The sequence below is a fragment of the Pseudoalteromonas sp. SG44-8 genome (assembly GCF_014164125.1).
GTDB lineage: Bacteria > Pseudomonadota > Gammaproteobacteria > Enterobacterales > Alteromonadaceae > Pseudoalteromonas > Pseudoalteromonas rhizosphaerae.
Genome location: NZ_JACJEQ010000004.1, coordinates 199,476 through 215,253, shown reverse-complemented (window position 1 = coordinate 215,253; position 15,778 = coordinate 199,476). Strand labels below are relative to the sequence as shown.

Annotated in this window: 12 protein-coding genes; 3 read left to right on the top strand and 9 right to left on the bottom strand. The window is 39.6% G+C overall.

What is annotated here, in order from left to right; all coding sequences use genetic code 11:
• Positions 1–9: 9 nt before the first annotated feature.
• From ribD to H5163_RS05615, 7 genes are all read right to left on the bottom strand, one after another.
• Positions 10–1,152 carry a bifunctional diaminohydroxyphosphoribosylaminopyrimidine deaminase/5-amino-6-(5-phosphoribosylamino)uracil reductase RibD gene (gene ribD, locus H5163_RS05645; protein WP_145241138.1) on the bottom strand — a complete coding sequence of 381 codons (1,143 nt, stop codon included), beginning with the start codon at positions 1,150–1,152 and terminating at the stop codon, positions 10–12.
• 1 nt (position 1,153) lies between these two features.
• Complete coding sequence (gene nrdR / locus H5163_RS05640) at positions 1,154–1,603, bottom strand: transcriptional regulator NrdR (RefSeq protein WP_016708083.1); 450 nt, start codon at positions 1,601–1,603, stop codon at positions 1,154–1,156.
• 102 nt (positions 1,604–1,705) lie between these two features.
• A complete protein-coding gene (glyA, locus tag H5163_RS05635) occupies positions 1,706–2,962 on the bottom strand; it encodes a serine hydroxymethyltransferase (protein ID WP_145241140.1) in 1,257 nt (418 codons plus the stop codon).
• Between the two features lie 735 nt (positions 2,963–3,697).
• A complete protein-coding gene (gene thrC, locus H5163_RS05630) occupies positions 3,698–4,981 on the bottom strand; it encodes a threonine synthase (protein WP_182734634.1) in 1,284 nt (427 codons plus the stop codon).
• A gap of 18 nt (positions 4,982–4,999) precedes the next feature.
• A complete protein-coding gene (gene thrB / locus H5163_RS05625; RefSeq protein ID WP_182734633.1) occupies positions 5,000–5,926 on the bottom strand; it encodes a homoserine kinase in 927 nt (308 codons plus the stop codon).
• A gap of 9 nt (positions 5,927–5,935) precedes the next feature.
• Positions 5,936–8,353 (bottom strand): bifunctional aspartate kinase/homoserine dehydrogenase I, encoded by a 2,418-nt coding sequence (thrA, locus tag H5163_RS05620; protein WP_182734632.1) that lies wholly within the window; start codon positions 8,351–8,353, stop codon positions 5,936–5,938.
• A 230-nt stretch (positions 8,354–8,583) separates the two neighbouring features.
• Entirely contained in the window at positions 8,584–8,949 is a 366-nt protein-coding gene (locus H5163_RS05615) for a response regulator (protein ID WP_182731831.1), read from the bottom strand.
• Between the two features lie 283 nt (positions 8,950–9,232).
• Here H5163_RS05615 and H5163_RS05610 point away from each other — a divergent pair, with 283 nt between their 5' ends.
• Positions 9,233–10,996 (top strand): HAMP domain-containing sensor histidine kinase, encoded by a 1,764-nt coding sequence (locus H5163_RS05610; RefSeq protein WP_145241149.1) that lies wholly within the window; start codon positions 9,233–9,235, stop codon positions 10,994–10,996.
• Positions 10,997–11,117: 121 nt separating this feature from the next.
• The gene (rdgC, locus tag H5163_RS05605; RefSeq protein WP_145241151.1) at positions 11,118–12,029 is read left to right on the top strand and encodes a recombination-associated protein RdgC; all 912 of its coding nucleotides are present in this window, start codon (positions 11,118–11,120) and stop codon (positions 12,027–12,029) included.
• Positions 12,030–12,095: 66 nt separating this feature from the next.
• On the opposite strand, the gene H5163_RS05600 is transcribed toward rdgC, so the two are convergent.
• Entirely contained in the window at positions 12,096–12,935 is an 840-nt protein-coding gene (locus tag H5163_RS05600; protein ID WP_145241153.1) for an HDOD domain-containing protein, read from the bottom strand.
• 283 nt (positions 12,936–13,218) lie between these two features.
• On the opposite strand from H5163_RS05600, the gene H5163_RS05595 reads away from it, so the two are divergent.
• Positions 13,219–14,919 carry a dipeptidyl-peptidase 3 family protein gene (locus H5163_RS05595; protein WP_182734630.1) on the top strand — a complete coding sequence of 567 codons (1,701 nt, stop codon included), beginning with the start codon at positions 13,219–13,221 and terminating at the stop codon, positions 14,917–14,919.
• Positions 14,920–14,986: 67 nt separating this feature from the next.
• On the opposite strand, the gene H5163_RS05590 is transcribed toward H5163_RS05595, so the two are convergent.
• Positions 14,987–15,730 carry an ABC transporter substrate-binding protein gene (locus H5163_RS05590; RefSeq protein ID WP_182734629.1) on the bottom strand — a complete coding sequence of 248 codons (744 nt, stop codon included), beginning with the start codon at positions 15,728–15,730 and terminating at the stop codon, positions 14,987–14,989.
• Positions 15,731–15,778 lie beyond the last annotated feature (48 nt).

Genomic DNA, 15,778 nt, shown 5'->3' with positions numbered 1-15,778 from the left:
GGTTACTCTTTAGTTATTTGGTTTAGATGAGGCTTTGCGTGGTGTCGCCGTGATACGAATATCGTCACCGATACACACACACTCATTAATTGATAAATTAACAACGTCCTGCATACTTGTCAGCTCTGTAAAGTTTAGTAAGCTTTTGCCGTCATTCCCTAACAACTTCGGCGCCAGATAAACAATATATTCATCAATTAAATTACATTCAGTCATTTGGCCCGCTAAGGTTGCCCCTGCCTCTAACCAAATATGATTAAACTGTTGCTGCGCTAAAAGTTTCATGGCAGCCACTAAATCAACTTTATTATTTTTTTCTGGTACTACAATATGGCTTACGTAATGAGGCCATTGCTGTGATTTATCAAGTTCAGTGGTAAGAATAATTACTTCACTGGCAATGCTAAATAATGCTAGCTCAGGTGTTAAACGATTTTGTGAATCAATAATAATACGTACAGGTTGGCGTACAGGTAATTGCGTTGGTAACGGCTCTGGCAGCTCATCAACACGAACATTGAGTTTTGCATTATCAACTAATACTGTGTCCGCGCCGGTTAAAATAGCGCAGCTTTGTGCGCGCTGTAGTTGCACATCTTGGCGAGCCTTAGGGCCCGTTATCCACTTACTTTGACCGTTTTTAAGTGCCGTTTTACCATCAAGGCTTGCGGCCATTTTGCAGGTAATAAATGGCATACCTTGCTCCATGCGCTTTAAAAAGCCACGGTTTAACAGCCTTGCTTGTTGTTCTAACAAACCTGACGCAACCTCAATGCCCGCGTCCGCTAAAATAGCTAAACCTTTACCGGCTACCTGCGGGTTTGGATCAACCATAGCAGCAATTACTTTTACCACGCCAGCAGCTTTTAAACCTTCGGCACACGGCGGTGTGCGACCAAAATGGCTACAAGGTTCAAGCGTGACATAAGCAGTTGCACCAAAGGCTTGGCTACCCGCCATTGCTAATGCATTCACTTCAGCATGGCCTTGGCCGGCAACTTGATGAAAACCTTCACCAACAATAACGTCATTTTTTACTAATACACAGCCAACGTTTGGGTTTGGGGTGGTAGTAAAGCGTCCTTGTTTGGCAAGCTCAATCGCTCGGGTCATATAAGAGAAATCTTGTTCGCTAAACTGATATTGGTTCATATCACTCTCCCAAACGGGCAATTTCTTCACCAAATTCACGAATATCTTCGAATGAACGGTATACCGATGCAAATCTGACGTAAGCGACTTTATCGAGTTTTTTCAACGCTTCCATAATGCATTCGCCAATCAGGTGACTGGAAATCTCACGCTCGCCGGTGGCACGTAATTGCGATTTAATAATATTGACCACTTCATCAACTTGCTCGGTACTGACGGGGCGTTTTTCTAATGCGCGGTGTAGACCATTAAGGAGTTTATCTTCATTGAAAGGTTCACGGCTACCGTCTTGTTTGATCACCCGAGGCATTACAAGTTCTGCGCCTTCAAAGGTAGTAAAGCGTTCATGACATTCATTGCATTCACGGCGTCGCCTTACTTGGTGGCCACCTCCCACTAAACGCGAGTCAATCACTTTGGTATCTTTTGCGGTGCAAAATGGACAATGCATAGGTATCAGCTTCCGTTAAAAACAAAAAAGGCCGCTTTTAGGCGGCCTTTATAATAGCAAAAAACTAAGCTATTGTGATCTAAATTACTGTTTGTAACTCAATTAAGCGTAAACAGGTAATTTTTTACAGATTGCTTTAACTTTCTCTTTTACTTGTGCTTGTACTGACTCATCGTTGATGTTGTCTAGTACGTCACAGATCCAGCCAGCAAGCTCTTTAGACTCAGCTTCTTTAAAACCACGGCGTGTGATTGCCGGTGAACCAATACGTAAACCAGACGTTACAAACGGTGAACGTGGGTCATTTGGTACTGAGTTTTTATTTACGGTGATATTAGCATTACCTAAAGCCGCATCTGCGTCTTTACCAGTGATGTCTTTATCAATTAGATCAAGTAAGAACAAGTGGTTTTCTGTTTTATCAGATACGATCTTATAACCGCGCTCTTGCATTACTGCAACCATAGCTTTAGCATTTTTCACAACTTGAGTTTGGTATACTTTAAACTCTGGTTGTAATGCTTCTTTAAATGCCACTGCTTTGGCAGCGATAATGTGACATAAAGGACCACCTTGACCACCAGGGAATACTGCACTGTTAAGCTTTTTATAAATAGCTTCGTCGCCACAAGCAGAAATAATCAAACCACCACGAGGGCCGGCTAATGTCTTATGCGTAGTTGTAGTAACAACGTGTGCATGTGGTACTGGGCTTGGGTAAACACCAGCAGCAATAAGACCTGCAACGTGAGCCATATCAACAAACAAGTAAGCGCCTACTTTGTCAGCGATTTCACGGAATTTAGCCCAATCAACAATACCTGAGTATGCTGAGAAACCACCGATGATCATTTTTGGTTTGTGCTCAAGTGCAAGTGCTTCAACTTGTGCGTAATCAATCTCGCCAGTCGCTTCGTCAAGTCCGTATTGGATTGCGTTATAAAGCTTACCAGAGAAGCTTACATGTGATCCATGCGTTAAGTGACCACCATGAGCTAAGCTCATACCTAACACTGTATCGCCAGCATCTAATAAAGCTAAGAACACAGCAGCATTTGCTTGTGAACCTGCGTGAGGCTGAACGTTAGCATAATCTGAACCAAACAATTCGTTTGCACGGTCAATCGCTAGTTGTTCAACCACGTCAACATGCTCACAACCACCGTAGTAACGCTTGCCCGGATAACCTTCAGCATATTTGTTTGTTAGCTGTGAACCCTGCGCTTCTAGTACGCGTGGGCTACAGTAGTTCTCAGATGCGATAAGCTCGATGTGTTCTTCTTGGCGAGCAGTCTCTTTAGTGATTGCTTCAAATAACTCTGGATCGAAATCCGAAATATTCATGCTACGTTCTAACATGGGGGCTCCTAGGGCAACGTGTATGGTATTTTGAAGGCTGAATTATACGCTGAAAACGTCAATTTGCCTATGGTGTAAAGATGAACATATTTAAACAGGGATTGAATTTAATTCACAGTGTTTTTGTAATGATATTTTTTTATTAAAGCATCAGAAATTTTAATGAATAAAAGCAAATAACATTTACATTATTTATACCTTAATCTGTTGCATTCGCGATTGTTTACACTATTATGATACCAATGTAATCATGGATGATGAACTAATTTACTATGCTATCTAAACCTATCTACGAATCAATTCCTTATTGTTATGTCATTGTTGGCGGACTTTGCATTTTACTTTTCAGTACTGTTTTACCAACAGCCATTGGTATTTTTTTATTCTTCAATGGTGCCAACATTTGGCGATTACGCTCAAATTCACGGCGTAAAGATCATAAAGTAAATCGCATTAAAGTTAACAAACACTTTTATTATTATGAATTTAAACCATTTATTTTATTTATGTGCGGATTACTCCTAATCCATTGGGTAGCGAATGAATTAGTTATACTTGCAGGGATTATGATCTGCCTTATAGCCATTTTAATTTTTTGTTTACGAGTGCTAAACCGCCGTTCACGTTCAATAGTTTAATTTTCCATTACTGCTATTAAGTACAATTTAAAGCAATAAAAAACGACATTGCTTTCACATATGCCGTTTATTTTTAGTTTTACTGAGCGGGTAAAAACTAACCTAGTTTAGCTAATAATATTTCACGCAGGATATCGTAATCATCTGCGATATCTTCGGCTAAGCATGGTTTAGCTAATGCATCAGCTAGTGGTTTTGGCATTTCAAGTTCAATATTTAAAATCTCTTCAACACTTTCTTTAAACTTAGCCGGATGCGCTGTTGCCAGAAAAACACCAGCAGAATCAGTTGCTAAGTTAGCTTTTAGGCCCTGATAAGCAATCGCTGTATGTGGTTCAGCAACATAGCCTGTTTGATGAATTTTTTTCATCACTGCTTGGGTATCATTTTCATCAACACTAGTTGAATAAAAATCATCATAACTAAACCATTTGTTATCAAGCATGGTTTGTACACGTGGCCAATTATTAGGTTTACTCACATCCATGGCATTAGACAATGACTCGATTGTGGCATTAGGCGCCCAGTTTTTATCAAGGATAAAGCGCGGTACAGTGTCATTTTGATTGGTTGTAGCGCTAAGTTTAGCGACCGGTAAACCAATCACCGCACCGATCATCGCCGCACATACATTACCAAAGTTACCACTAGGTATTGAGATATGTGCTTTGGCGCGCTGCTCTTTTGGTAATTGCGCTATTGCTTCAAAGTAATAACATACTTGTGCAACAAGGCGACTTATATTGATAGAATTAGCTGAATTTAAACCTAAGCGAGATTTAACTTCATCATCTAAAAAGGCATTTTTAACCATCGCTTGGCAATCATCAAAGCTACCATCTACAGCGTAGCAATGGATATTATTACCCAAAGTAGTAAACAATTTTTGCTGTGCTAATGAGATTTTACCTTTTGGATACAGGATAACCACATCAATATTTGGCTTGTTATAGAACGCATGCGCAACTGCTGCCCCAGTGTCCCCTGAGGTTGCTGTGAGTATTGTGGTTTTTTCACCTTGGCTAAATTGTGCCAAGCACTCAGCCATAAAGCGACCGCCAAAGTCTTTGAATGCAAGCGTTGGCCCATGGAACAACTCTAAACAATAAATATTGTCTTCAACTTCAACTAATTTAACAGGAAAGTTAAAGGCATTTTGCACCATTTGTGCAACCGTATCAGCAGGTAATTCATCACCAATCAAATGCGATAAAATCTTACTGCTACGAGTAACAAAGTCCATATCGAGTAAACTATCAACATCAGCTAAAGGCGCGAGCGATTCAGGGAAAAATACCCCTTGATTACGTCCTAAACCTGTTTTAACCGCTTCAACAAACGACACTTTTTGAGAATCATCTTTTAAATTATGTAATTGCATTATTAGTTCCTTAAATTCTTATAGCTGACGCGTGCCGGCGTTATCGAGTTTACAAATGTGGCAGAAGCCTTGCTCATTAATATAGTTTTGTTCAAGCCACTGTGCGCATTGCTGTGCAGCTTCAAGCGTTTTGCACACGGTAAATAATGTAGGACCAGCACCTGAGATACTGACAATCTCAGCACCAAACTCTGGCAGCGCCGCTTTAGCTTCACTAAAACCGTTGATCAGTGGCGCACGATGCGGCTCCGCTATTTCATCACTCATGATGGAGAGTGCTTCATCAAATCGGCTAGTTAACAATAAAGTACTAAACGCTGATAAGCGCTGCGCAAATTCAACGCTCGCATGCATACTTAGCTGTTTTGGTAACACTGAGCGCGCTTTAGCGGTATTAAGTGAAAAACCAGGAAAAGCCGCTACGTAATACCAACGCTCATCAACCGGTAAAGCAATTGATTTATTTGGAATTAAATCACCAGTAAGCTGCAAACCACCCAAGTAACACGGAGTGATATTGTCGTAATGACGACCGCCACTGACAATCGCTTCAAAATCAGCCATTAATTCAATTAACTGCACTTGGCTCAGTGCAGTACCTGCAAACTGATCCAGCGCCGCAAATGTGGCTACTACAGAGCAAGCACTTGAACCAAGACCCGAGCCAATTGGTAAGTTCTTTTTTAATTCCAGTTTAACGCTTGGCATGGTTGGCGCTACATGTTCACGAAAATGCACTAAACACTGATACGCTAAATTTTCACTGGCATCGCTTGGCAGTTTATCTGCGTAATCGCCAGAGCATATAAATTCATCACGCTCGCTAGGACTTACCGCAACAACATCACCTAATAACGTGCCATCAATAGGAGCAAGCGCAGCACCTAAGGCATCAAAACCAACTGCAAAATTACCGATTGAGGCTGGAGCATATACTTCGATCATTATACTCTCCTAGCGCGATAACGTTTTTAAAATGTCAGCAAATACCCCGGCCGCAGTCACTGCTGAGCCGGCACCATAACCACGAATAACAAATGGACGTGGTTGATAGTATGCACTCAAAATTGCTAAGGCATTTTCGCCGTCACGAATAACAGCCAGAGCATGCTTTTCATCTACCGCTTCAATACCTACTTTGCAGTGGCCTTGTTTGATAGTACCAACATAACGCAACACTTTGCCTTCACTTGCAGCACTTTGAATACGGTCATTAAACGCAGCATCTAAACTTGGCAATTTAGCCATGAATTCGTCAACGTTATCACCTTGAGCAAAGCCCGAAGGAAGCACTGATTCAACTTCGATATCGCTCAACTCTAATTTCATACCTGCTTCGCGGGCAATAATTAATAACTTACGCGCGACATCAGTGCCCGATAAATCATCACGTGGATCTGGCTCAGTAAAACCACTCTCTTTTGCTTTAATGGTTGCCTCAGACAGTGATAAACCATCTTGCAATGCGCCAAACATATATGACAATGAACCGGATAAAATTCCGCTAAATTCAAGTAACTCATCGCCAGCACCAAACAGTGACTGTAAGTTATCGATTACTGGAAGACCTGCACCGACATTTGTTTCGTATAAAAACTTACGATTATTTTTTTGCGTTGCTGTAATTAAATCTTGGTAATAAGCATATGAACTTGTATTGGCTTTTTTATTTGCAGCCACAACGTGGAAACCGGCATTCAAAAAGCCTACATACTGAGCCGCTAAAGCATCTGAAGACGTACAATCAACCAGCACTGGATTGATTAAATGATTTTGCCTAACAAATTGTTCAACCAGTTTGAGGTCAAACGGTTGTTCTGATGCTGCCAACTTTTGCTGCCAATCGTCAAAAGCAATTCCTTCGCTATCAAGATGTAATTGACGTGAATTAGCAACACCATACAAGTTTAGTTTGATATTACGTTTTTCAAGCCATGCTTGCTGACGCTCTAACTGCTTAATAAGTTCTTGGCCAACTAAACCACAGCCTAATAAAAATACATCAATTGATGGGATATGAGTGAAGAAGTTTTCGTGACACACTTTTACAGCATCATTACACAGCTCGCCGTCAATCACTGCTGAAATTGCACTTTCAGTTGAATCCTGGGCAATAGCGACAATGTTAACTTGTGCTTGGGCAAGTGATGCGAAAAATTTAGCAGCTAAGCCTTTATGAGCGCGCATATTATCACCCACTAAAGTAACGATTGCTAAATTACGCTGCACTTGTACAGGTTCAATTAGTCCCGCCTGTGATTCAAGCTCAAACGCAGTTTGCAATGCCTCAAGAGCCAATGGCAAATCTGATTCATGGACACAGAAGCTGATACTAAATTCACATGACGATTGAGTGATCAGTACAATCGAAACATTATCGTGAGCAAGGGCATTAAAAACTTTTGATGCCATGCCTACTTTACCTTTCATGCCGGGGCCTGAAACCGTTAGCATCGCAAGATTTTGTAAACTAGATAACGCTTTTACCGGCTCCGATGACACATTATCATTACTGATCAGTGATCCTTGTGCATCCGGATTATGGGTATTTTTAATTTCACACGGCACGCCAGCTTTAGCGCACGGTAGAATTGTTTTAGGATGGAGAACTTTGGCACCAAAGTAAGAAAGCTCCATAGCTTCTTTATATGATAAAAAATCAACTTTAGTGGCTTTTTTGATATAACGCGGATCAGCACTGTACACACCATCAACGTCAGTCCAAATTTGACATACTTCAGCTTCTAAACACGCTGCGGCAATTGCGGCTGAATAATCTGAGCCATTACGTCCCAGTGTAGTTAGCTGGCCTTGTTCGTTGCTAGCTGTAAAGCCAGGCATAATATAAATAGTCGCAGGATTAGCTTTTAAAGCCGTTTGAAAACGAATTTTACTCGCCACTAGATCAGCTTCTGCATCAATATGACCATTAGTTGATGCAATACAATCGGTTGCTTCGAGGTAGTGGGCGTTATGTGAGCTTAATAGACACTGCATCAGTGATACACTGATGCGCTCACCAAAACTAATAACATAAGCACGCACTTGATCTGGACAACATTGGATGAGTTTGACACCCGCTAGCTTATTTTGCAGTTCGTTTAAATCAGGCCAGTTTTGAACACTACCATATTCAGCTTCAACGGCTGCTTTTAAGCTTTGGCAACGCTCAATTAATGCGTGCCACTGTGTATCATAATCAAGTCCTTGTTCAGCAGCGCTTGCCAGTGCAACCAATGAATCGGTCATGCCACCTGGAGCCGATAGCACCAATAACATTTCGTCTTTTAATTGTGCTTTAACTAACTGTGCTACCTGTTGTAGGCAGGCAAAGTCAGCAAGTGACGACCCACCAAATTTTAATACTCGCATTTTTTATGTTTCCTCATCCCATAAAACGAAAAAAGGCCTGTGTTCGTTGTGAACACAGGCCTTTAAATTTGTTGCACCGACCTATGCCACTATCCAGTAAGAATGGTGGTTGTAATAATAATGGTCAATGCGTGATTATTTGTTTTCATAGCCCTTAGACTGCCTTAAACAGGGCTATTCTGTCAACCCCAAATAAAAAGATAAATTATGCCTTTTGATTATAAAGAAATCTAATGAATGCCAAATTTATGCAGTATTTCATTTAATCTTGTTTTATCTATCGGCTTATCAACGAAGGCTATAGCTCCCAACTTAGCGACGCGTTGTTTCATTTCAAGTTGAATATCTGCCGAAATTACCAGCACAAAGCATTCAATTTTTTGTGCTTTAATACCTTCAAGAACTTGTACTCCATCAACTTCGGGCATAGTTAAGTCAAGACACAGTAAATCGAAGTTATGTATATGCATTAACTCTAACGCTTCACGGCCATTTTTTGCTTGCATAATATCTGCTGAGATACACTCATTTAAACAGCGTATAACTTGTTTGCGTGCTACTGTTGAATCATCACACACCAGTACGGAAAAATTCATAATATAGACAACTAAAAATACGGATAATAGATTACTGAGCAGACAACTTATCACTCAATAAATAACGATGTTGTAGTAATGTTGTGATTTTATAACACAAAAATTTAACAGCGATAAGCTTAAGTTTTTGCTAAAAAAAGAAAAATTAACAATGTTTGTACTGTTAAATAAGATTATTTTATTTATTTTTAAACATTTATTAGCTAACTTTAATACTGAGTGTACTCGTTGCTAGGGTATTAATTAAGCTTTGTAAAAAAAATAAAGGAGCTATAGGCCACCGATGCTACAAAAAAGCCTATCAAAAAAGCTACTTACCAGCGTGTTATCCGTCTACTTTTTATTAACTTTTGTAGTCACGTGCGGGCAAGTTATTGCAGAATATGTAAACACGAAAGATTATATACGTGACGAACTGACGACCTTACAAAAAACATTTAGTCGTAGTTTAACCCGTGCTATTTGGGAGCTAAACACTAAACAAACCATCACCACAGCAGAAGGCTTATTAGCAATTCCAATGATTGAAGGTATTATTGTACGTGATGATAGCGGCGAGATAATCTCACAATTAGGTCGCTCACTCGATATTCGCGAGCTATATAGCCAACAATTAGTACAAGAAGAAGCGATTATCGAAGATACTCCATCTGGCTTATTCGGTTATACCTTTCCATTGATCTTTGAATTTTCTGGCCGCGCCACCCAAGTTGGTGATGTCACGCTATTTTCGAGCCGAGAAGTGGTATTTAGTCGCATTATGATCTCAATTTATTTTTTAATTGGCAATGCGATGATCAAAACTACATTTTTAATCATCTTATTCTTAATGGCATTTAGAAAACTACTCACTGAACCTCTAGCACAACTAACAGAGCAAATTGAAGATCTTCAATTAGATGACCTCGAAGGTCAACATATCGAAATTGAAACAACTGAGCACAACGAATTAAAAGTAATGGAACAATCATTCAATAAGTTGATCGATAAAGTTGTGCAATACCGCAAAGAGCTTGAACAAACTCAAAAAGCATTGATAATAAGTAACGAAAAGCTCGATCAGCAAAATCTACAACTTGAACAAGAAGTGGCACGTAAAACATCAAATTTAAGTCAAGCTATGATGGATTTACAGCAACAAAAATACGAGTTGGAAAAACAAAAACTAACGCTCACCGAAGAAGTTGATTTGCGTCGCCATACTGAGCAAGAGCTACTAACTAAACAAACTGAAATGCAACGTTATGTTGATGAACTCAATATGGCGCAAGAGCGTTTAGTCAGCTCAGAAAAAATGGCCGCTTTGGGTGGTTTAGTTGCCGGTATTACCCACGATATCAATACCCCGGTCGGTATAGGGGTTACTGCCACATCCTTTTTGCAAGAGCGTTTAATACAAATTGAAAACGCTTACAAAGAGAAAACACTCTCGCCTAAAGCACTTGAGGAGTTTATTAATGATGCCAAACAAAGTACTAGCCTATTAACCACTAACCTAGACCGTGCTTCAGAGCTGGTTGCCAGCTTTAAGCAAATTGCGGTTGATCAAGCCAGTGAAGCTGTGCGAACTATCAACCTAAAAGAATATCTAGGTGAAATTATTCGCTCATTACACCCTAAGATAAAAAATACCAGTCATCATATTAATTTAGATTGCCCGGTAGATTTAACCTTAAATCTACCTGCTGGTGCTATCAGTCAAATTTTTACCAATTTGATTATGAATTCATTGATCCACGGATTCGATGGTGTCAGCAATGGCATTATAGACATTGCTATTAAAGATGAAGATGACCAAGTGATTATCGACTTTAAAGATAATGGCAATGGCGTTACCGAACAGCAACTTGAAAAACTGTTTGATCCGTTTTTTACGACTAAACGCGATCAAGGCGGCAGTGGTCTGGGCACACACATTACTTTCAATTTGGTCAAGCAAACCTTGAGCGGCGAAATCGATGCGACAAGCTCACCGGGGAACGGCTTGCATTATCATATTAGTTTCCCTAAAGACATGCCAAAACCTTTGTCTATATTTAATAACTAATGCGCCGAGACTGTTTGCCTAACACTTTGCTTAATTGCTAAACGTTTGGCCAATCAGTCATTTGCGCATCAGCTTTTTATTGTTATGATTGGGTAAATTTACCGAATGGATCAATCTCCCTATGTGGTTTAGTAACCTTATTTGTTACCGCTTTAAGCAAGACGTGTCGTACACCCAAGAAGACTTTGAGAAAGCCTTAGAGCAAGATTTATTTCGCCCTTGCGGTAGTCAAGATTTAAGTACATTTGGCTGGACCAAAGCCTTTGGTAAACATGGTGATACCCTTTCCCATTTCTCGCAAAAGAGTATTTTGGTTTGTGCTAAACGTGAAGAAAAAGTACTTCCTGCATCCGTTATCAACGATATGGTTGCTGAAAAAATAGAACTTATCGAAGCAGAAGAAAATCGCCCTGTTAAGAAAAAAGAAAAAGACGAGCTCAAAGAAAATATCCTCCATAGCTTATTACCGCAAGCCTTTAAAAAGTCGAGTTTACAGTTTGCCTTTATTGACCAAGAAAATGGCTGGGTAGTCGTCAACAGTGGTAGCTTTAATAAAGCAGAAGAGTTACTAGCACTACTTCGCAAATCACTAGGTACATTGCCGGTAGTTCCTGCATTTGCAAACTATGACTTAGATGTGTTTTTAACGGACTGGTTAACTAACTTCAGTACACCTGAGGGCTTTGCTATTGGCTCTGACGCAGAGCTTGAAGAAGCAGACGATAGCGGTGCTCAAGTTAAGCTTAAAGGCCATGATTTAGCCTGTGATGAAGTTAAATCGCACCTTGAAAGCGGTAAGCGAGTAACAAAACTTGCACTAGATTGGCAAGAGCGCCTGAAGTTCATGCTGCAAAATGATGGCTCTATTAAGCGCTTAAGCTACTCTGAAACATTAAAAGAAGAAAACGCCGACATCCCTAAAGAAGATATGTTGGTCAAACTTGATGCTGACTTTATTCTCGCCTCTGAAGAAATTAAACTAATGCTAGAAGAACTTACGGCTGGTTTAGGTGACGTGGAAGATTTAGCCTAAATTTTGACTAAGTTTTAAATACTAAAAAAGCGCCCTATTGGCGCTTTTTTTAACTGACGAATTAACTTAACTAAATACCGATTTCACATCATCGAGCATATCGTTATATTCATCACTTGAGAAGATATCAAGTGATGGGATCACACCTTTATCAATATAAGTTTGTAATGCTGCAGACTTATCTGAAACTTGTAAAATACCTTCCATAATCGCGCCAATACGAATGAAATCAACATAGCTAATATGCTCTGGGCGATAGTTAGGATTGGCCCAGCTTTCTGCTACTTCAACAAATTCATCAGTAAACTCCCAAGCACGCATGATGGCTCCCCCTACTTTACCGCTAAGCTTTTGAATCGCATGCGCTAAAAAGCTTGGATTGGCAAATACTTCCGGGTGACGTTCCGCTTCAGTCAAAATAGGCAATACACCAATATTATAAACTAGTGATGCCAGTGTAATGGTGTCACGATTCAATGAGGTCTGCTTGTTTTTCTTAAGGAAAAACTCCATCACAGTAATTGAGTGACATGCTACTTTTAAGGTCTTCTGCCATGCCTTATCCATGTAACCTTTGATCAGCTCATTATTTGAAACAAACAGTTGCTCCATCGCCATTGCTGTTGCGATATTTTTGATTTGACGCAGACCAATACGCGTTACCGCTTGATTTATATTAGAAACTTTAACTGTTCGCCCCATAAAAGCACTATTTGCGACTTTTATCATCCGTGCTGCTAATGCCGGATCATGAGAGATCACATCAGCCATTTGCGCTAAGTTTACATCTGGATTATCGGCAGCTTGACGTACACGAACCGCAACCTCAGGCAAGGTGGGTAAAACTAACGTGTCATTATTTATACGATCAACCAAAATGGTCAGTAGTGCGTTTTCTGTTGACATAAATGTGCCATCCTTTTGTATTGATTTGTTAATACACCCAAACCATGGAATGTTTATTTTTTATAAATACAGTATTGTCTAAGTTACCGCTAAAGTTAAGAAAATTACAGAAATTATATTAGTTTATTTTTCTACTACACTTTATATCCCTTCGCTAAGACCATCACAACACAGGAAACTTGCTATTTACGCATAAGATTTGCTTTAATGCTGGCATAACAAGGAAGCGAAATACCCTCTCAAGGGTATCTATAATTAAACTTACTTTTTAACAGGCAATATAATGACTCTCAATAAAATTAGCCAAGCACTTATTCTCACCGGTGCCGTTTTTCTTAGTGCATGTTCAGATCAAGCCAGCGCACCTAAAGCGTCAACTGACGCAGCAGCCTCAATTAAGCAAGTACAAGATAGCGGCCCACAACTTGTTAACGCTGACACTAGTCGCCTTGATATCTATACCGATTTTAGTTTAACGACTGATTTATCACATTTAAGCGACAACCAAAAAGCGTTAATAGCAAAACTTATTGATGCGTCTAAAATTATGGATGATCTATTCTGGCGCCAAGCATTTGGTGAAGATAAAGCGGCATTTTTAGCCAAAATCAATGATCCTAAAGTACAAAAATTTGCCGATATTAACTATGGACCATGGGATAGATTAAATGGCGATCAAGTCTTTTTGTCAGGCTATGAAGATAAAACAGCCGGAGCTCAATTTTATCCAGCCGATATCACTAAAGAAGAGCTAAACAAGGCTGACGTAGCAGATAAAAATGGCCTGTATTCAGTCATTAAGCGAGATGAGCAAGGCAAGCTATATAGCGTTGCCTATTCGGTTGAATATGCTCAAGCCCTTGAAAAAGCGGCTAACTTATTACGTGAGGCGAGCAAGCTTGCCGATGATAAAGAGTTTGCTAGTTACCTGAATTTACGTGCAGATGCACTACAAAACGATGATTATCAAGCATCAGACTTTGCTTGGATGGACATGAAGAACAACCCCATCGATATCGTTATTGGTCCAATCGAAACCTATGAAGATCAATTGTTCGGCTCTCGCGCAGCCTTTGAATCGTATGTATTAGTGAAAGATTTAGCTTGGTCAGAGCGTCTTGCTAAATTTGCAGCATTTTTACCAGAACTACAAAAAGGCCTCCCTGTTGATGCCAAATACAAACAAGAAGTGCCTGGCTCTGATGCGGACTTAAATGCATATGATGTTGTTTACTACGCAGGTCATTCTAATGCTGGCAGTAAAACTATTGCTATTAACTTACCAAATGACGAACAAGTACAACTTGAAAAAGGCACTCGCCGTTTACAACTGAAAAATGCTATGCGCGCTAAGTTTGATAAAATATTGGTGCCAATCGCTGAGCAGTTAATTGTTCCTGAGCAACGTAAACACATTACTTTCGATGCATTTTTTGCCAATACCATGTTCCACGAAGTCGCTCATGGTTTAGGGATCAAAAATACTATCACAGGTAAAGGCACTGTTCGTCAGTCTTTACAAGAACATGCCAGTGCTTTAGAAGAAGGCAAAGCCGATATCTTAGGCTTGTACATGGTTGAGCAGTTACTCAAAAAAGGTGAGATCACTGAGGGAACACTTGAAGATTATTACATCACTTTTATGGCCGGTATTTTCCGCTCAGTGCGTTTTGGCGCATCAAGTGCCCATGGTAAAGCAAATATGATCCGCTTTAACTTTTTCGCAGAAGAAGGTGCATTCTCTAAAAATGAGCAAGGCCTTTACAGCGTAAATATGGAAAAAATGGGCCAAGCAATGGCCAAGCTATCTGGTTTGATCTTAACCTTACAAGGTGATGGTGATTATGAGAAAGTTGATCAACTGATTGCCACACATGGTGATATCAAAGTGGAACTTGCTAAAGATTTAGAAAAACTAAGCCAAGCAAATATTCCTGTAGATGTCACATTTAAACAAGGTAAGAAAGAGTTAGGTTTAGAATAATATAATTAATACTAAAAAGGCGTTTTAGGGGCTCACCTAAAACGCCTTTTTTAATTCAATATTGCTATTACGGGAATGCTAAACCATATTTTTCACTCATTTTTTTTACTTCACCATTAGCAATCATATTATTTAATTCTTTATCGAATGAGATAATAAACTCATTTAAATTACGTTTTTTTGAAAAACCAAAATAGCCTTTATTAACAATTAATGGTGGCTGTAACTGTTTCACTTGATTGGCTAAACTTAACTGCTTAATAACGGGCTGTGCGGCTCTTGGATGAGTCACTATAATATCGACACGGTCATGAATTAATTGCAAAAAACTGGCTTCAACAGTACCCACTTCAGAAATTTCTAACTGACTTTTATATCGCTCAAAATCGTCACCATAGTTCCAACCTCGGGTTAACCCTATCGATAACTCTTTTAATGTCTCTAAATTATTATGCCACTGAAATTCATTACTATTTTTGACATAAAAAACCAGCGGGTCTTGATAGAAAGCAGCCTCACTATAAACCATATACTGCTCTCTAATAGCCGACTTATAAGGACCTATGAATGCATCAGCCTTACCAAGCTCAACCATTTTTAGCGCCCGTTTAAATGGCAAAATATCAATTTTAATTTGGCAACCTAAACGCAGGCAAATTTCACCTGCGATGTCGGCGCCTAAGCCTTCTATTTGACCTTGTTCATTTTTTTCAAGTACCGACGGAAAGGTGGTACCAACAAAGTAAAATATATTTGCAGCACTGTGATGCGAAAATACACTTAGCAAGGTAAACAATACAAAAGCTTTCATCAGTTAGTTTGCAATCCCTATATACTGAGTGTAATAAACAGCCACGAT

Bases quoted from the DNA above. Each gene is read 5' to 3' on its own strand.
- nrdR (WP_016708083.1), bottom strand. From the start codon at position 1,603: ATGCATTGTCCATTTTGCACCGCAAAAGATACCAAAGTGATTGACTCG.
- H5163_RS05595 (WP_182734630.1), top strand. From the start codon at position 13,219: ATGACTCTCAATAAAATTAGCCAAGCACTTATTCTCACCGGTGCCGTT.
- glyA (WP_145241140.1), bottom strand. From the start codon at position 2,962: ATGTTAGAACGTAGCATGAATATTTCGGATTTCGATCCAGAGTTATTT.
- ribD (WP_145241138.1), bottom strand. From the start codon at position 1,152: ATGAACCAATATCAGTTTAGCGAACAAGATTTCTCTTATATGACCCGA.
- rdgC (WP_145241151.1), top strand. From the start codon at position 11,118: ATGTGGTTTAGTAACCTTATTTGTTACCGCTTTAAGCAAGACGTGTCG.
- H5163_RS05615 (WP_182731831.1), bottom strand. From the start codon at position 8,949: ATGAATTTTTCCGTACTGGTGTGTGATGATTCAACAGTAGCACGCAAA.
- H5163_RS05610 (WP_145241149.1), top strand. From the start codon at position 9,233: ATGCTACAAAAAAGCCTATCAAAAAAGCTACTTACCAGCGTGTTATCC.
- thrA (WP_182734632.1), bottom strand. From the start codon at position 8,353: ATGCGAGTATTAAAATTTGGTGGGTCGTCACTTGCTGACTTTGCCTGC.
- thrB (WP_182734633.1), bottom strand. From the start codon at position 5,926: ATGATCGAAGTATATGCTCCAGCCTCAATCGGTAATTTTGCAGTTGGT.
- H5163_RS05600 (WP_145241153.1), bottom strand. From the start codon at position 12,935: ATGTCAACAGAAAACGCACTACTGACCATTTTGGTTGATCGTATAAAT.
- thrC (WP_182734634.1), bottom strand. From the start codon at position 4,981: ATGCAATTACATAATTTAAAAGATGATTCTCAAAAAGTGTCGTTTGTT.
- H5163_RS05590 (WP_182734629.1), bottom strand. From the start codon at position 15,730: ATGAAAGCTTTTGTATTGTTTACCTTGCTAAGTGTATTTTCGCATCAC.